The following is a 14,748-nucleotide window of genomic DNA, read 5'->3' as shown; positions in this document are numbered from 1 at the left end:
TTTCTTAAGAAGATGAGGAAAAGATAATGAAAGGTTTAGCGTGACGATGGATCATACGTTTGAATTGAACTTTCTGAATTTTATTGATTTGAAGATAATATATTAACTAATATCAATTAAAATCCACTAAAACTGATTATTATTGCTGCTATCAAATCCCAAATATGAATCAAAACATTTCAACAGATCGTTACGACAAAATGTTATATCGCCGTTGTGGAAACAGCGGCATAAAATTGCCCGCAATATCGTTGGGTTTATGGCATAATTTCGGACATGTAAACGTTTTTGAAAACAGCAAAAACTTAATTTATACCGCTTTTAACAATGGCATTACCCATTTCGATTTAGCCAATAACTATGGTCCCCCTCCCGGGTCGGCTGAAGAAGTTTTCGGAAAAATCCTTCACGAAGATTTTAAAGGTTATCGTGATGAAATGATTATTTCAAGCAAAGCCGGATATACCATGTGGGATGGTCCTTATGGCGACTGGGGTTCGAAAAAATACTTGGTTTCCAGTTTAGATCAAAGCTTAAAACGCATGAAACTGGATTATGTTGATATTTTTTACCACCACCGTCCTGATCCTGAAACCCCGCTTGAAGAAACCATGGGTGCCTTAAGTCTCCTGGTTCAGCAAGGAAAAGCTTTGTATGTTGGTATTTCGAATTATAAGGCAGAAGAAGCTGCAAAAGCAATTAAAATTTTAAAAGATAACGGCACGCCCTGTTTAATCCACCAGCCTAAATACTCGATGTTTGAACGTTGGGTTGAAGATGGTTTGCTTGATGTTTTGGCCCAAAATGGTGTAGGCTGTATTCCATTTTCACCATTGGCACAAGGTTTACTTACCGATAAATATTTACACGGTATTCCTTCCGATTCGAGAGTAGCAACCAGTGGTATCTTCCTGAAAGAAAGCAACATCACACCCGAAAAATTAGCTGTCATTGCCAAATTAAACGATGTTGCCAAATCACGCGGACAAAAATTAGCACATATGGCTTTATCGTGGATATTGAAAGACAATAGAATTACCACAGTTTTAATAGGTGCCAGTAAACCAGAACAGATTACGGATTCAATTAAAGCTTTAGATAATATCGAATTTAGTGATGCGGAAGTAAAACTGATTGATGAAATTTTAAGTTAAAAAACTAATCGTCATTCTCAAAGCTATTGAGGATGACGATTTTAAAAATCACTTGTCACTGACCTACAGGTAGTGAAAAGTGAAAGGTTGAACCAGTACCATAATCACTTTCTGCCCAGATTTTACCATTGTGCAAATTTATAATCTCTGCACTCAGGTATAAGCCTATCCCAAAGCCCGAAATGGTTTTAGTTTGCTGGTTTTCTACCCGGTAAAACCGGTCAAAAAGTTTGTCCAGCTCATGAGACTGAATACCTATACCGTTATCGGTTACAGAAACATGCATTTTATCTCCTATGACTTCTGATTTGACCAAAATAGTACTGCCATGATCTGAATATTTTACGGCATTACTAATCAAATTTGAAATCACTGAACCTATTTTATCTCTGTCAGCATTAATCAATTTAGGCGCTCCTGCTACAAAAGTAATCTGATTAGTGGAATGGATCAATCCCAAATCTTCTACAACCTCAAAAATCAGTTTACTGAGATCGAAATCGGATAGGTTCAAATGGATTTTTCCAAATTCTAAACGGGATACGTTTAAAAAAGAACTGATCATGGTGCTCATTTTCCGGATCTGCTTTTGGACCTTATCTAAAGTATTTACAATAAAAAGATCGTTTAAACTTCGGTTCTGCATTAATTGAACATAAGCACTAATAGAGGTTATGGGTGTTTTTAACTCATGGCTTATCATGCTGATAAAATCATTCTTTTGCCGCTCTTCCTTTATGCTGATTAAAACCTGTTCCTGATCTAGTGCCTCCCGCTGTAATTCAGTCTCTCTAATGGCATTTTTAGCCTTAACCATATCGGTCACATCACTTGCGGTATGTAGAATACAATAAGGCAGTCCGGTTTCATCCTTAATGGCCCGGTATTCGTAGGCATAGTAAGCGGTGTGTAACGTCCCGTTTCTTATTGTTTCAGCCGGAATAGCATCACCTTTATCTGTAATCCCAGTTAGCAACACATTTTTCAGCATATTGATAAAAGGTTGCCCCTTTAACTCAGGCACGGCATCTTCTAAAGGTTTACCGATTACCGAGCGGTCTTTACCCCAAAAAGCAATCATCGCATCGTTGGCCATTTCGATTACAATTTGCTCTGATGTGTATATGGCTGTAGCATCTTTTGATAAGGAAAGCACCTCTAAAAGTTGATTATTATTTAAAACCTTTGAATAACTTCCCATTTATATTTTAAAATTAAAACCCGACTATGCTGATATTTTTTTGATTAAAATGAAATCGTACTCCTTATCATACAAGTTGGCCCTACAAATGTTTGGTTAGTCCCGTTTTATTATTAAATTTTATTGGCCGGCACTTAATTTATCGCGTATTTTCTGTTTAAGTATGCCTGCGGCCTGGGTATATCCGCCATCTGCTCCGTCAACAAAATGGATATGGTCATCCTCCAGGTCCCTAACATAACAAGACATAATCGATTCGCCACTGACGTAAAGGGCATATAAAATTTTATTATCCTTTTCGAGCTGGTTAAGCTCCTTCTGTAATGCCAGGCGCTGCTGTGCAGTTCCGGTAATGACCGTGTTTATCCTTCCGTCTATCACCAGCGTATCCGACATTTCTACAAGCTGTTTAAGGTATTTTTTACCACGCGCTGTTCGGAAATAGATATATCCGTAAATATTAATGAACCACGATTTTAGGAGTTCAAAAAACTTAATTTTTCCAAGCCGGTGTTTCATCTCCTTCCCTAAACTATTAAAGCTCGTTTTGAAAATCAATTTAGAAACAGAAATGGGCTGACGCTTTTCCGGGCTGCCATAAATTTGATCGAGGTGATGGATCACTTTGCTGAAAACGCTGGCCTGTTGCTCCGTTTCTGAAGCTATAACAATCAACGTAACTACTTCATCACTGTTTTCGGGTGGTTCGATCTTGTCCCAGCGGCATTGCATACCACTTAAATCGATTTCATCGCTTGCGGTATCATGGCCGGCTAGCAGGTAATGCTCTCCCTTGATAACCTGTTCTGCATAGGCCAGGCCATCGCCTAAAACAATGGGTATGGAAAACGTTTCAGCACTACTAAATCTACAAATGTTAAGGCTGTGGCCTTCTTTATAAATTTCGGCAACAGGTATAATACCAGTTCTTAATTCGAGGTTAAAATTTTGCAAGGTATTGTCTTTGTATTTCAGCAGCGATTTCATCACATCATCCACAATACCGGGCGGAACAATAAAAGTGGCCCCATCGCCACCAAAGAAAAATGGTACCGAAATATTTGCTTTGAACGCAATATTAAGTACCGCAACAATACTACCCGTTGCCACCAGATTTACATTTTCATGCAGTCCCAGATTGACTGCAGCTGTTGAACTTTTGATATCAGTGATGATGACATACCAGCTTGCAACCACTTTTTCAAATAATCGATTTTGAATCAATAACTGATGCAAAGGCATTTTATGAACGGGCAGATTGGAATAGAAATGATCTTCGTTATTTGACATAATTGAATATGGAACAGCTCTAATATACGCATTAGAAAAATTTAAGTTTTCTAATCGGGAGACTAATAACAAATCTTATTTAGAACAAATAAAAATAATTTTGCTATTTAGACGCAAAAACCCTTCCTTTGCGCCAACTAAGAATTAATCTAAATAAAAATGGATAAAAAATTTACTTTTTTTTTAAATATTATAGCTTTTTTTCTGCTTTTAGCAGGAAATACAATGGCACAAAGCAAAAACGGATCTGTTTCAGGTTCGGTTAAAACCAGCGATGGCAATCCGGCAAGTTATGTAAGTGTGGGTTTAAAAAATACCGGTAAAACGACACAAACTGATGAGAAAGGTAATTTCACGATCAAAAATGTAATACCAGGCACTTATACCATTAAAACATCAGCTATAGGTGTAGCTGCACAGGAAAAATCAGTTACTGTTGTTGCTGGTGCGACTGCAAATGCTGATTTCACCATTGCAGAATCTTCATCGCAATTGGACGAAGTCGCCATTAACGGATACAAAACACCTAACAGAAAGCCAGCTAACTTAGGTAAAATCGCCATTGCTCCTATGGATCTTCCACAGGCAGTGCAGATTATTGGAAGGCAGATCATTACGGATCAGCAGGTAAATAGTTTGGGCGACGTAATGAAAAATGTGAATGGTGTAGCCTTAGGTGCTAATCGTGGTGCAGTTGGCGAAAATTTCTTTGCAAGGGGTTATAGCTTAGGAAGCAATAACATTTTCAAAAATGGAGCAAGAACAACTATTGGTGGCAGCCCTGAGGCAAGTACATTAGAATCGGTAGAGGTTTTAAAAGGAAGTGCCGCTTTACTTTATGGTGGTGTTAGTGGTGGAGCTGTTGTGAATATGGTTACCAAGAAACCTAAATTTGAAAACGGTGGTGAGGTAAGTATGAGAACAGGTAGTTATGATCAATACAAACCAATGGTTGATCTTTATGGTCCAATATCAAAGAAACTTGCTTTTAGAGCAATTGGTACTTACGAAAATGCCGGAAGCTTTAGAGATTATGTAAAATCAAAACGTATTTACATTAACCCATCATTATTATATAAGATAAGTGAGCAAACTGAGGTTTTGGTTCAAGGTGATTATTTGAAAAGCGATTTCACTCCAGATTTTGGTGTAGGATCGGTGAATAGTCAGATTGTAGATTTTGGCCGCGATAAATTCATTAATACCCCTTGGGCTTACAATAAAACAAATACCACTACTGCCCAAGCCAATTTAACGCATAAATTTAACGAAAACTGGAAATTAAATGCAATTGGATCTTTCCAGGCTTATAATCGTAATTATTATGGATCAGACCGCATCCAGGCCAATACAGCAGGTATTTCTGCAAGAAATCTTTCCAGAGCACTAAGTAAAGAATATACTTACAACCAACAAATTAACATTAACGGAAGTTTTAGCACAGGAAGCATTAAACATACTGTTTTGTTTGGGGTAGATGCAGATCAATCGAGAGTAACCAGCAATGCATTCGCTTATGGCAAAGATGCTAAAGGTGCTTACATTACTACTTTAAATTATGGTAATGTTAACGTTTTCGATGAATCTACTTATTACGGTTCGGGATTAATGCCTGAAGCATTTGCCATAACAAGCACACTTGCACCAATTTATAGATATGGTGCTTTCTTTCAGGATTTAATCGAAGTAACTGAACAATTTAAAGTATTGGCAGGCTTACGTTATACAGATCAGAAAAATGCAAGTTCAAGGGCTTTAAACATAGAAAGTGGAATAACAGCACCAGGTGCTACAAAGTTTGATGATGCTTTTTCTCCGAAATTGGGTTTAATTTATCAACCCCTCAAAACCATGTCAATGTATGTGAGTTATGCAAATAACTTTATTCCAAATACGGGTGTTGATATTAACAATAATGCACTTCCACCATCAACTGTAAATCAATACGAAGCTGGACTTAAAAATGATTTCTTCGGCGGGAAGTTATCAGCCAATCTAACTTATTATAAAATAATCAATGATAATATTTCACAGGCCGCTATACTTCCAGACGGAACGACCAGCAGTGTTTATAAACAATTAAACGGTCAAACAACCAGTGATGGATTGGAACTTGATGTTAACGGAAATCTCGCTAAAGGACTCAACTTTTTATTAGGTTATAGTTATAACTTTATGCGTTACACCAATACAGCTGATGTTACCGGGATGATTGAGGATGTTCGTTTAGTAGGTACAACCAAAAACACGGCGAATGCGACTTTATTTTACACTTTCCAGGACGGTGCGGTTAAAGGCTTAAAATTAGGTGCCTCTGCATTTTATACGGGCAAACGTAATGGAGGTTGGAACGATGCTAAAAATGCACCAACTTTGAGGTTAATTCCACTAAGTGCATTTACCACCCTGGATTTTTCTGCAGGATATAACTGGAAAAAATTCTCGCTTCTTGCTAAAGTTTCGAACATTACCAATGAGCTGAATTATTTCGTTCACGAAAACTATAGCGTAAACCCTATTGCCCCACGCCAGTTTGTAACGACCCTGTCTTATAGATTCTAATCAAAAAATAGGTTAAATAAAAAGCTCCAGGTCGGTTGATCTGGAGCTTTTTGCTTTTTACGTGGTTGGCCTATTACTCAAATATCCATTTGCTGGTATGTGGTCTTCGATGGCTGAATTTATGCTTTAATGACCTCACTGATGAGCAAAGCAAAGCCAATGGTTACAAGACATATCCTCATAACCACACTATCCATTTGTTAAGCTAAGAAAGAATTAAAGAATAATCAGGATGGTGCCTGACTTCAGCAGTTTAAAATAGTAGTGATATTCCCCGTGGCGGTTGACTTTTTCAATTTCGCATACCTTACCCGATTTGCCATACTCATCAGCTAATAAATCGCCAATTTTAATGTTATCTAACTGATTTACGTTAAGGGATGCTCTTTTAATTAATGTAGCTGTTTTTTCCATAAGATTGCAGTTTGAAGTATTTACGTAACTAAAAACCATTAGGTTTTGTAGTTTCATAAATTACCTACTAATAAGTATCAAACATACAAAATTGTAGTGTTAATTAGCAATACACAATCTCATAAACTCTTTTCATGTATAAGGCTTCGTCTATCTTGGTAAAAAACTCATACCATTCTTCCCGCGTAAAGACTAAACTGATGTCAGGGAAAGGTGTCGATAAAATCACAACCTGCCTCCCATCTGGCCTGTTCTCTAAATAATCATCGAAATCGAGTTTTTTGGTAGCCACATAAAAAGCATCAAACTGATCAAAAGAAAAATTCATTAAAACACCCGAGCGCCATATATTTAAAACTTTACAATTATTGCATTGTGCGATGGTGATATTTTCGTTTTGAGCAAGTACAGTTGTTTTACACATGGGCTTTACATTTAATATTGATCGATAGATTTAACAAATATCTTATTATTTAGAATAATTCCAAATAATAAATTCAATTTATAAATAAAAGCCAAAAAAAAATACCTCCGATTTTCATCGGAGGTATTTTCTATTATGCTGCATCGTAAATGACAACCTTTTCGAAATAAACCCTGAATTCATCCAGGAAAGCTTTATGTAGTGGGTGTACCTGATAAACATCATGTGCAGCCAAATCTTCAAAGAAAAGAATGAGGCTAAAGGTATAAGTGGTATCTACCACAGCACGCTCAATCGGTGCCGGTACGCCAATGTGAAAAGTTTTTACAACTTCAATGTTCTCTAATGTTTGTAAGCTATTGCGGAAAGCAATTTTCTGCTCATCGGTGGTATCGGCTTTGAGCCAGAATAAAACGTGGTGTGCGATCATTTTTTAATTTTTTCCAAATATAAGGAAAGCCGGAAAAGATCATAAGTTTTATCCAAAAACACTTTTGGCTTTATCAATGGCCTTCATTAAATCAATTCCCTTGCCCAGTACACCTTTAAACAAATCTCCCTCCACTTTTAAGCGATCGATGGTATTAAAAATATTAAAATCTTTCATTTTCAAGCCAGGTTTAACTTCATCCCAATGCAGAGGCATTGATACGGTTGCACCAATTTTCGGGCGCAATGAATAAGGTCCGGCAATGGTTGCCCCTGGCCTATTCTGCAAAAAATCTAAATACATTTTACCTTTTCTGGCCGCCACCATCCGCTCGAGCGAAGTATATTCAGGGATTTGATTGTGCACCAGGTTGACCACTATTTTAGCAAACATCTGACTTTGCTCATAAGTATATTTGGCATTTAAGGGAATGTAAATATGCATTCCGGTTGAACCTGAGGTTTTACAATAACCGGGAACATTTATGGCATCCAATACTTTTTTAGTTTCCAGAGCGGCCTGTACCACCTGATCAAAAGTATGCTTATCGGGATCTAAATCAATTACACAGTAATCTGGATTATCGGGACTTTGTACCCGGCTAAACCAGGGATTCATTTCTATACAGCCTAAACTGGCCATCCAGAGTAATGAAGCTTCATCCGTTCCCACCAGGTATTCTTTTTTTTCACCTTCGCCATTTTCATAGGGGAAAGTTTCGGCCCAGTCTGGTGCTTTTCCCTTTACATCTTTCTGGTAAAAACTCGGACCATGTATTCCACCCGGAAAGCGGTTAAGCGATTGAGGCCGGTCTTTCAGGTAAGGCATTATATATTCAGCAACCTGGTAATAGTAGTTAAACATATCTCTTTTGGTTACCTTATCTTCGGGCCAATATATTTTACTTAAGTTGGTGAATTTAAGTTCGTGGCCTTTAACTTTCCTGACCTGTGTTTCATCTTTCGGATTTAACAAAGTTTTAGGTTCTTTACCTTTTGGAGCTTTTATTGCCGCTGCATGGGGACTTTTCTCTTTAGTGTCGTCGACAATTTGATCTGTAGGCATTTCGGCTTCCCTTACCACTTCTTTGGCTTTTTTATCTTCACGCATGCCCTGGAAAGACGGGTGACGGAAAACACCATCTTCCGTTACTTCAGTAAAAGCAACCTCGCATACCAATTCTGGCTTTAACCAGGTGGCTTGTGCTTTTGGTGGATTTGGCCTGAAGCGGGAGGGTTTATTTACATCAGGAATACTCTCGAAGGGGCTTTTATCGATAATAATCGGCTTAAACTGCTCCATCATGGTTTTCTGAAGTTTATCTGAAAAACCAGTCCCTACTTTGCCCACATATTGTAGTTTTCCCTTTTCATACACGCCTAATAGTAAAGAGCTGAAAGATTTAGCAGTATCGGCGTTTTTGGTGAAACCGGCAATAACCACTTCCTGCCGCTTCTGTACCTTAATTTTCAGCCATTCTTTCGATCTCCGGTCTGTTGCATAAATACTATCCGTTTTTTTGGCAATAATGCCTTCCAAGCCCATTCTGCTGGCCGCATCAAAAAAGTCTACTCCACTGGCTTTAAAAACTTTCCCAAGGCGCACACGGTCATCATCAGTTGGCAGTACCTCGTTCAATATGGCTTGTCGCTGGTAAAGTGGCAGTTCCATCAGGTTTTTACCATCGTACCAGAGAATATCGAACACATAAAAAACAAGTTCTCCGTCAGCTTCGCTTCGCCAGTTCTGCAGCGAGCCAAAATTAGACACACCTTTGCTATTTAAAACCAAAATCTCACCATCCAATACCGCATTCATTTTCCAGCCCAAAAGCAGATCGTAAATGGGATAAAATTTTTCGTTAAAGGATTTATTATTTCTTGACAACAGATCAACCTTTCCTTTATTGACAAAGGCCAGGGCACGATAACCATCCCATTTTACCTCATATTGCCAATCAGGATCGTCGAAAGGTTCGTCAACCAAGGTGGCCAGCATGGGTTTTATGCCTTTTGGAATAGCGGTTTTAGGGGCTTTCTTCAGTATGGCTTTTACATCTACCACGACGTCATCACCCACCGCTTTGGTTTCTTTCTTTACTTTTCCTTTCGGGCTTTTTTTTTCAGTTTTTAAATCCTGCTCCTTCCCTTCTTTCCAAACCTTATCGGATGTTTTTTCCATCTTTTCGATTGTTTTTCCAGAAAGCACCGATTTATCTTCTTTGGTAATGTCTTTTACAGAAGCATAATCATCTTTATGTTTGATTAACAGCCAGCCGTTTTCGCCCATCCCATGGGTTTTCACAAGTGCAAACTCGCCATGAAGTTTTTCTCCGTTGAGCTTGATTTTTAAAGAACCATCTTTTAACTGACCTAATAAATGTTTTTCCTGTGCTTTTTTGCCCTTAATCGTTTCAATAGGCTCATAAGTTCCTTCATCCCATACAATAACGGTTCCGCCACCGTATTCGCCTTGTGGGATAATGCCTTCAAAATCTTTATAATCGTATGGATGATCCTCTACCATCATGGCCAGACGTTTGGTTTTTGGATCGGTTGAGGGGCCTTTCGGTACGGCCCAGCTTTTTAGCACACCTTCCATTTCGAGTCTGAAATCGTAATGCAGCCGCGAAGCATCATGTTTTTGGATTACAAAATGTAATTTATTCCGATCGCTGCTTTTGCCCGATTTTGGTTCGGTAGTTTTGGAGAAATCGCGTTTGGCAACATACTTTTTCAGACTCATAACCCAGGTTTTACTTTTTTAAATAATTTTCCACTTCACGGGCAGAGGTACCAACTGTTTGCACCACGGCTTTCAGTTTATCTTTGCTCACCCCAAATTTGTTAGACCAATAATCCAGCTCATAACCTTCGTTAATGTTGATCTTAGCCCGATCAGCACTACCGTTTTTTAGTTTATCATCCATAATTATTTTGATTAGACGGTTATAAAACAGCCCAATAACAAAAAAGGTTTTAACAGCCATTTTTTACAAACGGATATTAAAACCTTAAAAAAATAAAATTTAAATATTAATCTACAAACGCAGTAACCATCTCTGGTTTGGTTTCTTCCTCATATGCGAACTTATTCATGGTGGCCATATTAATGACCCTTAACCACACCAAAAAATAAGGAAAGCTAATGATCGCGAGCGACAAGGGATGGGCTTTTGCAAAGGATGGGAACAGCAATAACGGGAAATTGCAGGTAATGACGAGTAAAACGGGTAACAAGACTTTTTTCATGGCCTTATTATTTTCTTTAACATACCAGATGCCCACGCCTATTACTGAAATAATAAAAGTACAATCTTCAGCTCCGGTACTAAATAATACTGGAAACAGCATCACTGAAGACAGGATCATGAATTGAAACTTAGCTTTCGAAAAACTTGCTGTACGACTAAAAGGCAGCATAAATATCAAAGAACCGATGATTAAAAAGAGAGAATTGGATATTCCCGGCTGATCAAAAAGCTGCCTAAAGAAACCCATAATCGAAATATCTATTCCTTCACCTGAAACATTAAGCATATTTTTCCCGATCAGCGAGTTTTTCCAATCGATATAACTTTGTACAACAAAATCCGGATCGGCCAATAACATCGGCAGTAAGAATATCACTATCGACCACATGATTAACCACAAAACAAAAACAGGCTTTTTCTTCGCAAAAAAGAAGAATACTAAACCTACAATACCATAAAGTTTAATAAATGTACCCAGCACAATACAAAGGGCAGACCATATTCCTTTATCTTTATTTATTTGCGTATAACTTAGTATCATTAAGGCCGCGGCACCTGCATTAAACTGCTGATTCAGCATCGATTCTATTAAACAGGGAATGGCAATATAACCGATAATAACTTTTTTATCCTCGCTTAAAGGTAAAGTTTGAACAGCTTTAAAGAGCAGGAAACAATTAAACAGGTTCCAAAAGAGTAAGCCAACCCAGTTATGCATTAAAGCAAAGGGCGCCATTAAAATACTGAAAACGGGGCCGTAATGATTGGCATCTTCGTGATAAGCCGGATAAGGGGCGTAAAGAGATTTTTCCTGAAGAAGATTCCTGAAGGTATTCTCAAAAATGAGGTAGTTATTATACCTGTGTGTTGCCCACGAATCGATCACAAAAATAAGTGTGATGAGTACCCAAAGGAATAATACAAAACGATTGTCCTGATAAAATTTTTGACGCGGAGATAGACCGGGAGTGTCAGGTATGGGATGGCTTAACATTTGTAAAAATTATATTACAATACAATAATAAATATGTTAAATGACAAAACCAAGTGTTTTTGTAAGGAAAATGTTACTCTTTTTTAGGATAAAAATATCTGCTTTAAATGACACACCTAAATCGATTTTCAAGAACAGTTTGGCAATTGGTTTAAGATAAACATTCGATTCCGATCCAAATCGTTAACTATTAAAGCCCTTGTAGCTTTATATTTGACAATCTTTTGGCAAAACTCCAAAACCAAATCAGAATTAGCGGTGTTTGTAATCACATATTAACTAACCAAAAAATCGGTAAAAGATGGAATATCAAATTAATTCGATGAATGCCAGAAAAGAGTTTATTGAGATCGCTGATGAGCAGGATCGCAATTATTGGGCAGCCAGATTAGGCATTACAGCTGAAAAATTAAAATCGGTAGTTAAAGCGATCCAGAGCATGGAATTTTCTATTGTAAAAGAATATTTAACAATGGAAAAAATTAAATCCGGAAATGCTTATCAACGTTTTCTTAACCCTTCATAGGTTTAAAATTAATTTCAGTTTAATTAATAAAGGCCTGATATAAACTATTGATAGCCGCCCTGCTAAAATCAGGGAAGCCATCGGTATAAGTGGCGTTTATACCGTTTGTAATGATAACGAAGCCAAACTTTTCTTTCGGATTAAAAAACATGGTGCTGAACAGGCCATAAGCTGAACCTGTATGTCCTTTCAGTTTTACACCTGGAATAAGCTGGTCAGCAGTCCTGATGGCAAGGCCATATCCTTCCTCATCAGTTAAGGCAGTCTGCATCTTTTTTGCACTCTTTTTACTAATGATCTGCACACCATTTGATCGACCATAATTCATGTGCATGATCATGTATTTAGCTAAATCAGTTGCCGAAATCTTCATGCCCCCTGTGGGTGAAAAAACAGGTGTACTATAACCCATGATATAATTTGCAATTTCTGCCCTTCGTGGCGCATATGCCATTGGTGAGAGTGTATAAGTCTTCGTATCGGCATGATACTCATATAAATTAACAAAACGTGTACTATCTAAAGAATCGACGCAATAACCGGCGTAAAGTCCTAATGGTTTCAATACGTGGTTTTTCACATAATTATCAAAGCGTTCACCCGATTTCTTTTCGATGATGGTGCCAATCAGGTTAAAATTCAGGTTGCAATAATCAAATTTGCTTCCAGGAGCATAATCGTTATAACATTTGGCCCAGTTTGGGTTTTTAGCCGGATTAATCACATCCAGGTTTAAATAACCCTGCGAATCGTTTAAACTTGAAGTATGTGACAAAGCCATTTTTAAGGTAATTTTGTTATCTGGAAATTTTGGGTTCCTGATTTTAAATCCCACCAGATCACCAAAATCATCATCTAAAGAAATTTTACCTGCTTCTACCAGTTGCATAATGGATGTTGCCGAAAAAGATTTAGAGATCGAAGCAATCCTGAAAATATCCTGCTCGGTTAAAGGCTTTTTATTTTCTAAATCTTTTAAGCCAAAAGCATGGGTATAAATGATCTTGCCATCTTTAACCACGGCTACAGCAGCTCCTACCGCACTAAATTTCTCCATGATTTGCCTGAAATCTGCTTCAGCTTTTTCATTTTGCGCTTTTGATTGCGTGATTAAACCAACGATCAGGATAAATGCATAAAAATATTTAAGTTTCATAGCTTATGGGATAAGAAATAAATAGAAATGTTTTGCTAAAACAAAGCACTGCGCTACCGGAAATTTATCTGGCATCGTTTACTTCCAGCCAATGTCCATCGGGATCTTTAAAATAAATCTGCTTTACGCCATCTACGCGTAATGTGATTCCTTTCTCTTTCCCGGCCCAATCCTCAAAGCTGATATTTTTGGCATTCAGTTTTTTTACAAAATCGTCAACAGATGGAACACTGAAACATAAATGTCCGTTTTTATCGAAAACTTCATTTCCTTTTGCACCCTGGATTAAATGTAATTGTCCGGCTGAGCCTAAACTAAACCAGGTATGGCGGTTATCTTTAAAAGGTTCGGGAATGATTTTAAGGTTGAACACACTTTCGTAAAAAGTGGTTGCTTTGCTCAAATCAGCCACATAAACTGCAATATGATTTAAAACAGCAGGTAAATTTTCGATTTTATTTTGCGCCATGGCTTTCTGAAAAGTGATAGAAAATAAGATGATGGTAAACAGGAAGATTTTTTTCATGTTTAAATATCAAATTTATAAAGGAATAATTTTAATAAAAGTTAAACATTCTTTCCTGATCTTTCCTATTGTATGGACTCATTTCTGTTAATTTACATTTGTTTTTAGCGTCGTTCTCTAGATCGATCGTCATGCTACGGAGGCTCCCCTCATTCTAAAAAAACTATCGAGTGTCGACACCAATATTTATTTATTTTCCGCTCTATGCCGCGGCGGCATGGTACTTTGGAGCGCCAAAGTACCCAAAACGCTTTGTCAATCCAGCAATGAGCCGTTTGCACAATCCCATGCACATCAAAAAAACAGCGGCACTTCGTTTTGTGTTCAATATTTTTTTTTTAAAAAAAGTTAAATCATCGTTAGTGAACACAAAACCACTGCGTTTCAGGCTTGTTAGTACTAATTGACCTAGACAGCACCTGTTTTTTTGATTTTTCCGGCTCTTGGGATTGACAGCGTACTTGGTTAAAACCCGTGCTTTATTAAAGTTGGTTAGCATTATGCCTAAACTATTCTTAAAAAAGATGTGTCCACACGGTAGCATATTTCGGGAGATAAAAAGGATGTACACCTAAATAATTTTATGTTTAATACCAGAGTTGGAAAGATCCTGAAACAAGTTCAGGAAGACGCTGTGAGAAGAAAAAATCAACGCGTTTAGTCTGCGATCTTCTGAAATAGGTTTAACATAGAAATCAGTAAGGGCCCTTCAACTACATTACCATTGACAGGTTTAGAAAATCGGTCGTCATCTCGACCGGAGCAACGCGCAGTGGAGAGATCTTTGGTCTATGTTAAAAGATCTCTCCACTGCGGTC

Annotated in this window: 13 protein-coding genes; 3 read left to right on the top strand and 10 right to left on the bottom strand. The window is 37.6% G+C overall.

Annotated features, from left to right (window positions below; all coding sequences use genetic code 11):
* Window positions 1–164 precede the first annotated feature (164 nt).
* Window positions 165–1,154: an L-glyceraldehyde 3-phosphate reductase gene (gene mgrA / locus AC07YT_RS15115; protein WP_086545846.1), complete on the top strand. Its 990-nt coding sequence runs from the start codon at window positions 165–167 to the stop codon at window positions 1,152–1,154.
* Between the two features lie 55 nt (window positions 1,155–1,209).
* Here the strand turns inward: mgrA and AC07YT_RS15110 are convergent, their stop codons facing one another.
* Complete coding sequence (locus AC07YT_RS15110) at window positions 1,210–2,355, bottom strand: PAS domain-containing sensor histidine kinase (RefSeq protein ID WP_086545845.1); 1,146 nt, start codon at window positions 2,353–2,355, stop codon at window positions 1,210–1,212.
* Window positions 2,356–2,475: 120 nt separating this feature from the next.
* The gene (locus AC07YT_RS15105) at window positions 2,476–3,645 is read right to left on the bottom strand and encodes a DUF3095 domain-containing protein (RefSeq protein ID WP_086545844.1); all 1,170 of its coding nucleotides are present in this window, start codon (window positions 3,643–3,645) and stop codon (window positions 2,476–2,478) included.
* Window positions 3,646–3,804: 159 nt separating this feature from the next.
* Here AC07YT_RS15105 and AC07YT_RS15100 point away from each other — a divergent pair, with 159 nt between their 5' ends.
* Window positions 3,805–6,207: a TonB-dependent receptor gene (locus AC07YT_RS15100; RefSeq protein ID WP_086545843.1), complete on the top strand. Its 2,403-nt coding sequence runs from the start codon at window positions 3,805–3,807 to the stop codon at window positions 6,205–6,207.
* Window positions 6,208–6,423: 216 nt separating this feature from the next.
* Here AC07YT_RS15100 and AC07YT_RS15095 read toward each other — a convergent pair whose 3' ends face one another.
* From AC07YT_RS15095 to AC07YT_RS15070, 6 genes are all read right to left on the bottom strand, one after another.
* Window positions 6,424–6,621 (bottom strand): hypothetical protein, encoded by a 198-nt coding sequence (locus tag AC07YT_RS15095; RefSeq protein WP_145954222.1) that lies wholly within the window; start codon window positions 6,619–6,621, stop codon window positions 6,424–6,426.
* Window positions 6,622–6,724: 103 nt separating this feature from the next.
* A complete protein-coding gene (locus AC07YT_RS15090; protein ID WP_086545841.1) occupies window positions 6,725–7,045 on the bottom strand; it encodes a hypothetical protein in 321 nt (106 codons plus the stop codon).
* Between the two features lie 133 nt (window positions 7,046–7,178).
* Window positions 7,179–7,475, bottom strand: a complete 297-nt coding sequence (locus AC07YT_RS15085) for a Dabb family protein (RefSeq protein ID WP_086545840.1) — start codon at window positions 7,473–7,475, stop codon at window positions 7,179–7,181.
* 48 nt (window positions 7,476–7,523) lie between these two features.
* Window positions 7,524–10,220, bottom strand: coding sequence for a DNA ligase D (gene ligD / locus AC07YT_RS15080; protein WP_086545839.1), 2,697 nt, complete (start codon window positions 10,218–10,220; stop codon window positions 7,524–7,526).
* Between the two features lie 10 nt (window positions 10,221–10,230).
* The gene (locus tag AC07YT_RS15075; protein WP_478356243.1) at window positions 10,231–10,404 is read right to left on the bottom strand and encodes a DUF3606 domain-containing protein; all 174 of its coding nucleotides are present in this window, start codon (window positions 10,402–10,404) and stop codon (window positions 10,231–10,233) included.
* 106 nt (window positions 10,405–10,510) lie between these two features.
* Window positions 10,511–11,722: a glycosyltransferase family 87 protein gene (locus tag AC07YT_RS15070; protein ID WP_086545838.1), complete on the bottom strand. Its 1,212-nt coding sequence runs from the start codon at window positions 11,720–11,722 to the stop codon at window positions 10,511–10,513.
* Window positions 11,723–12,023: 301 nt separating this feature from the next.
* Between AC07YT_RS15070 and AC07YT_RS15065 the strand changes: the two genes are divergently transcribed.
* Window positions 12,024–12,248, top strand: coding sequence for a DUF3606 domain-containing protein (locus AC07YT_RS15065; protein ID WP_086545837.1), 225 nt, complete (start codon window positions 12,024–12,026; stop codon window positions 12,246–12,248).
* A gap of 19 nt (window positions 12,249–12,267) precedes the next feature.
* On the opposite strand, the gene AC07YT_RS15060 is transcribed toward AC07YT_RS15065, so the two are convergent.
* Complete coding sequence (locus tag AC07YT_RS15060) at window positions 12,268–13,404, bottom strand: serine hydrolase domain-containing protein (RefSeq protein WP_086545836.1); 1,137 nt, start codon at window positions 13,402–13,404, stop codon at window positions 12,268–12,270.
* A gap of 64 nt (window positions 13,405–13,468) precedes the next feature.
* The gene (locus AC07YT_RS15055; protein WP_494945389.1) at window positions 13,469–13,930 is read right to left on the bottom strand and encodes a VOC family protein; all 462 of its coding nucleotides are present in this window, start codon (window positions 13,928–13,930) and stop codon (window positions 13,469–13,471) included.
* Window positions 13,931–14,748: the final 818 nt, after the last annotated feature.

The organism is Pedobacter sp. GW460-11-11-14-TSB4, assembly GCF_059423705.1.
The sequence above is the reverse complement of the archived record's forward strand: the minus strand, read 5'-3'. Positions and strand labels throughout refer to the sequence as shown.

Bases quoted from the DNA above. Each gene is read 5' to 3' on its own strand.
- AC07YT_RS15105 (WP_086545844.1), bottom strand. From the start codon at position 3,645: ATGTCAAATAACGAAGATCATTTCTATTCCAATCTGCCCGTTCATAAA.
- AC07YT_RS15070 (WP_086545838.1), bottom strand. From the start codon at position 11,722: ATGTTAAGCCATCCCATACCTGACACTCCCGGTCTATCTCCGCGTCAA.
- AC07YT_RS15100 (WP_086545843.1), top strand. From the start codon at position 3,805: ATGGATAAAAAATTTACTTTTTTTTTAAATATTATAGCTTTTTTTCTG.
- mgrA (WP_086545846.1), top strand. From the start codon at position 165: ATGAATCAAAACATTTCAACAGATCGTTACGACAAAATGTTATATCGC.
- AC07YT_RS15090 (WP_086545841.1), bottom strand. From the start codon at position 7,045: ATGTGTAAAACAACTGTACTTGCTCAAAACGAAAATATCACCATCGCA.
- AC07YT_RS15065 (WP_086545837.1), top strand. From the start codon at position 12,024: ATGGAATATCAAATTAATTCGATGAATGCCAGAAAAGAGTTTATTGAG.
- ligD (WP_086545839.1), bottom strand. From the start codon at position 10,220: ATGAGTCTGAAAAAGTATGTTGCCAAACGCGATTTCTCCAAAACTACC.
- AC07YT_RS15095 (WP_145954222.1), bottom strand. From the start codon at position 6,621: ATGGAAAAAACAGCTACATTAATTAAAAGAGCATCCCTTAACGTAAAT.
- AC07YT_RS15085 (WP_086545840.1), bottom strand. From the start codon at position 7,475: ATGATCGCACACCACGTTTTATTCTGGCTCAAAGCCGATACCACCGAT.
- AC07YT_RS15060 (WP_086545836.1), bottom strand. From the start codon at position 13,404: ATGAAACTTAAATATTTTTATGCATTTATCCTGATCGTTGGTTTAATC.
- AC07YT_RS15075 (WP_478356243.1), bottom strand. From the start codon at position 10,404: ATGGATGATAAACTAAAAAACGGTAGTGCTGATCGGGCTAAGATCAAC.
- AC07YT_RS15055 (WP_494945389.1), bottom strand. From the start codon at position 13,930: ATGAAAAAAATCTTCCTGTTTACCATCATCTTATTTTCTATCACTTTT.
- AC07YT_RS15110 (WP_086545845.1), bottom strand. From the start codon at position 2,355: ATGGGAAGTTATTCAAAGGTTTTAAATAATAATCAACTTTTAGAGGTG.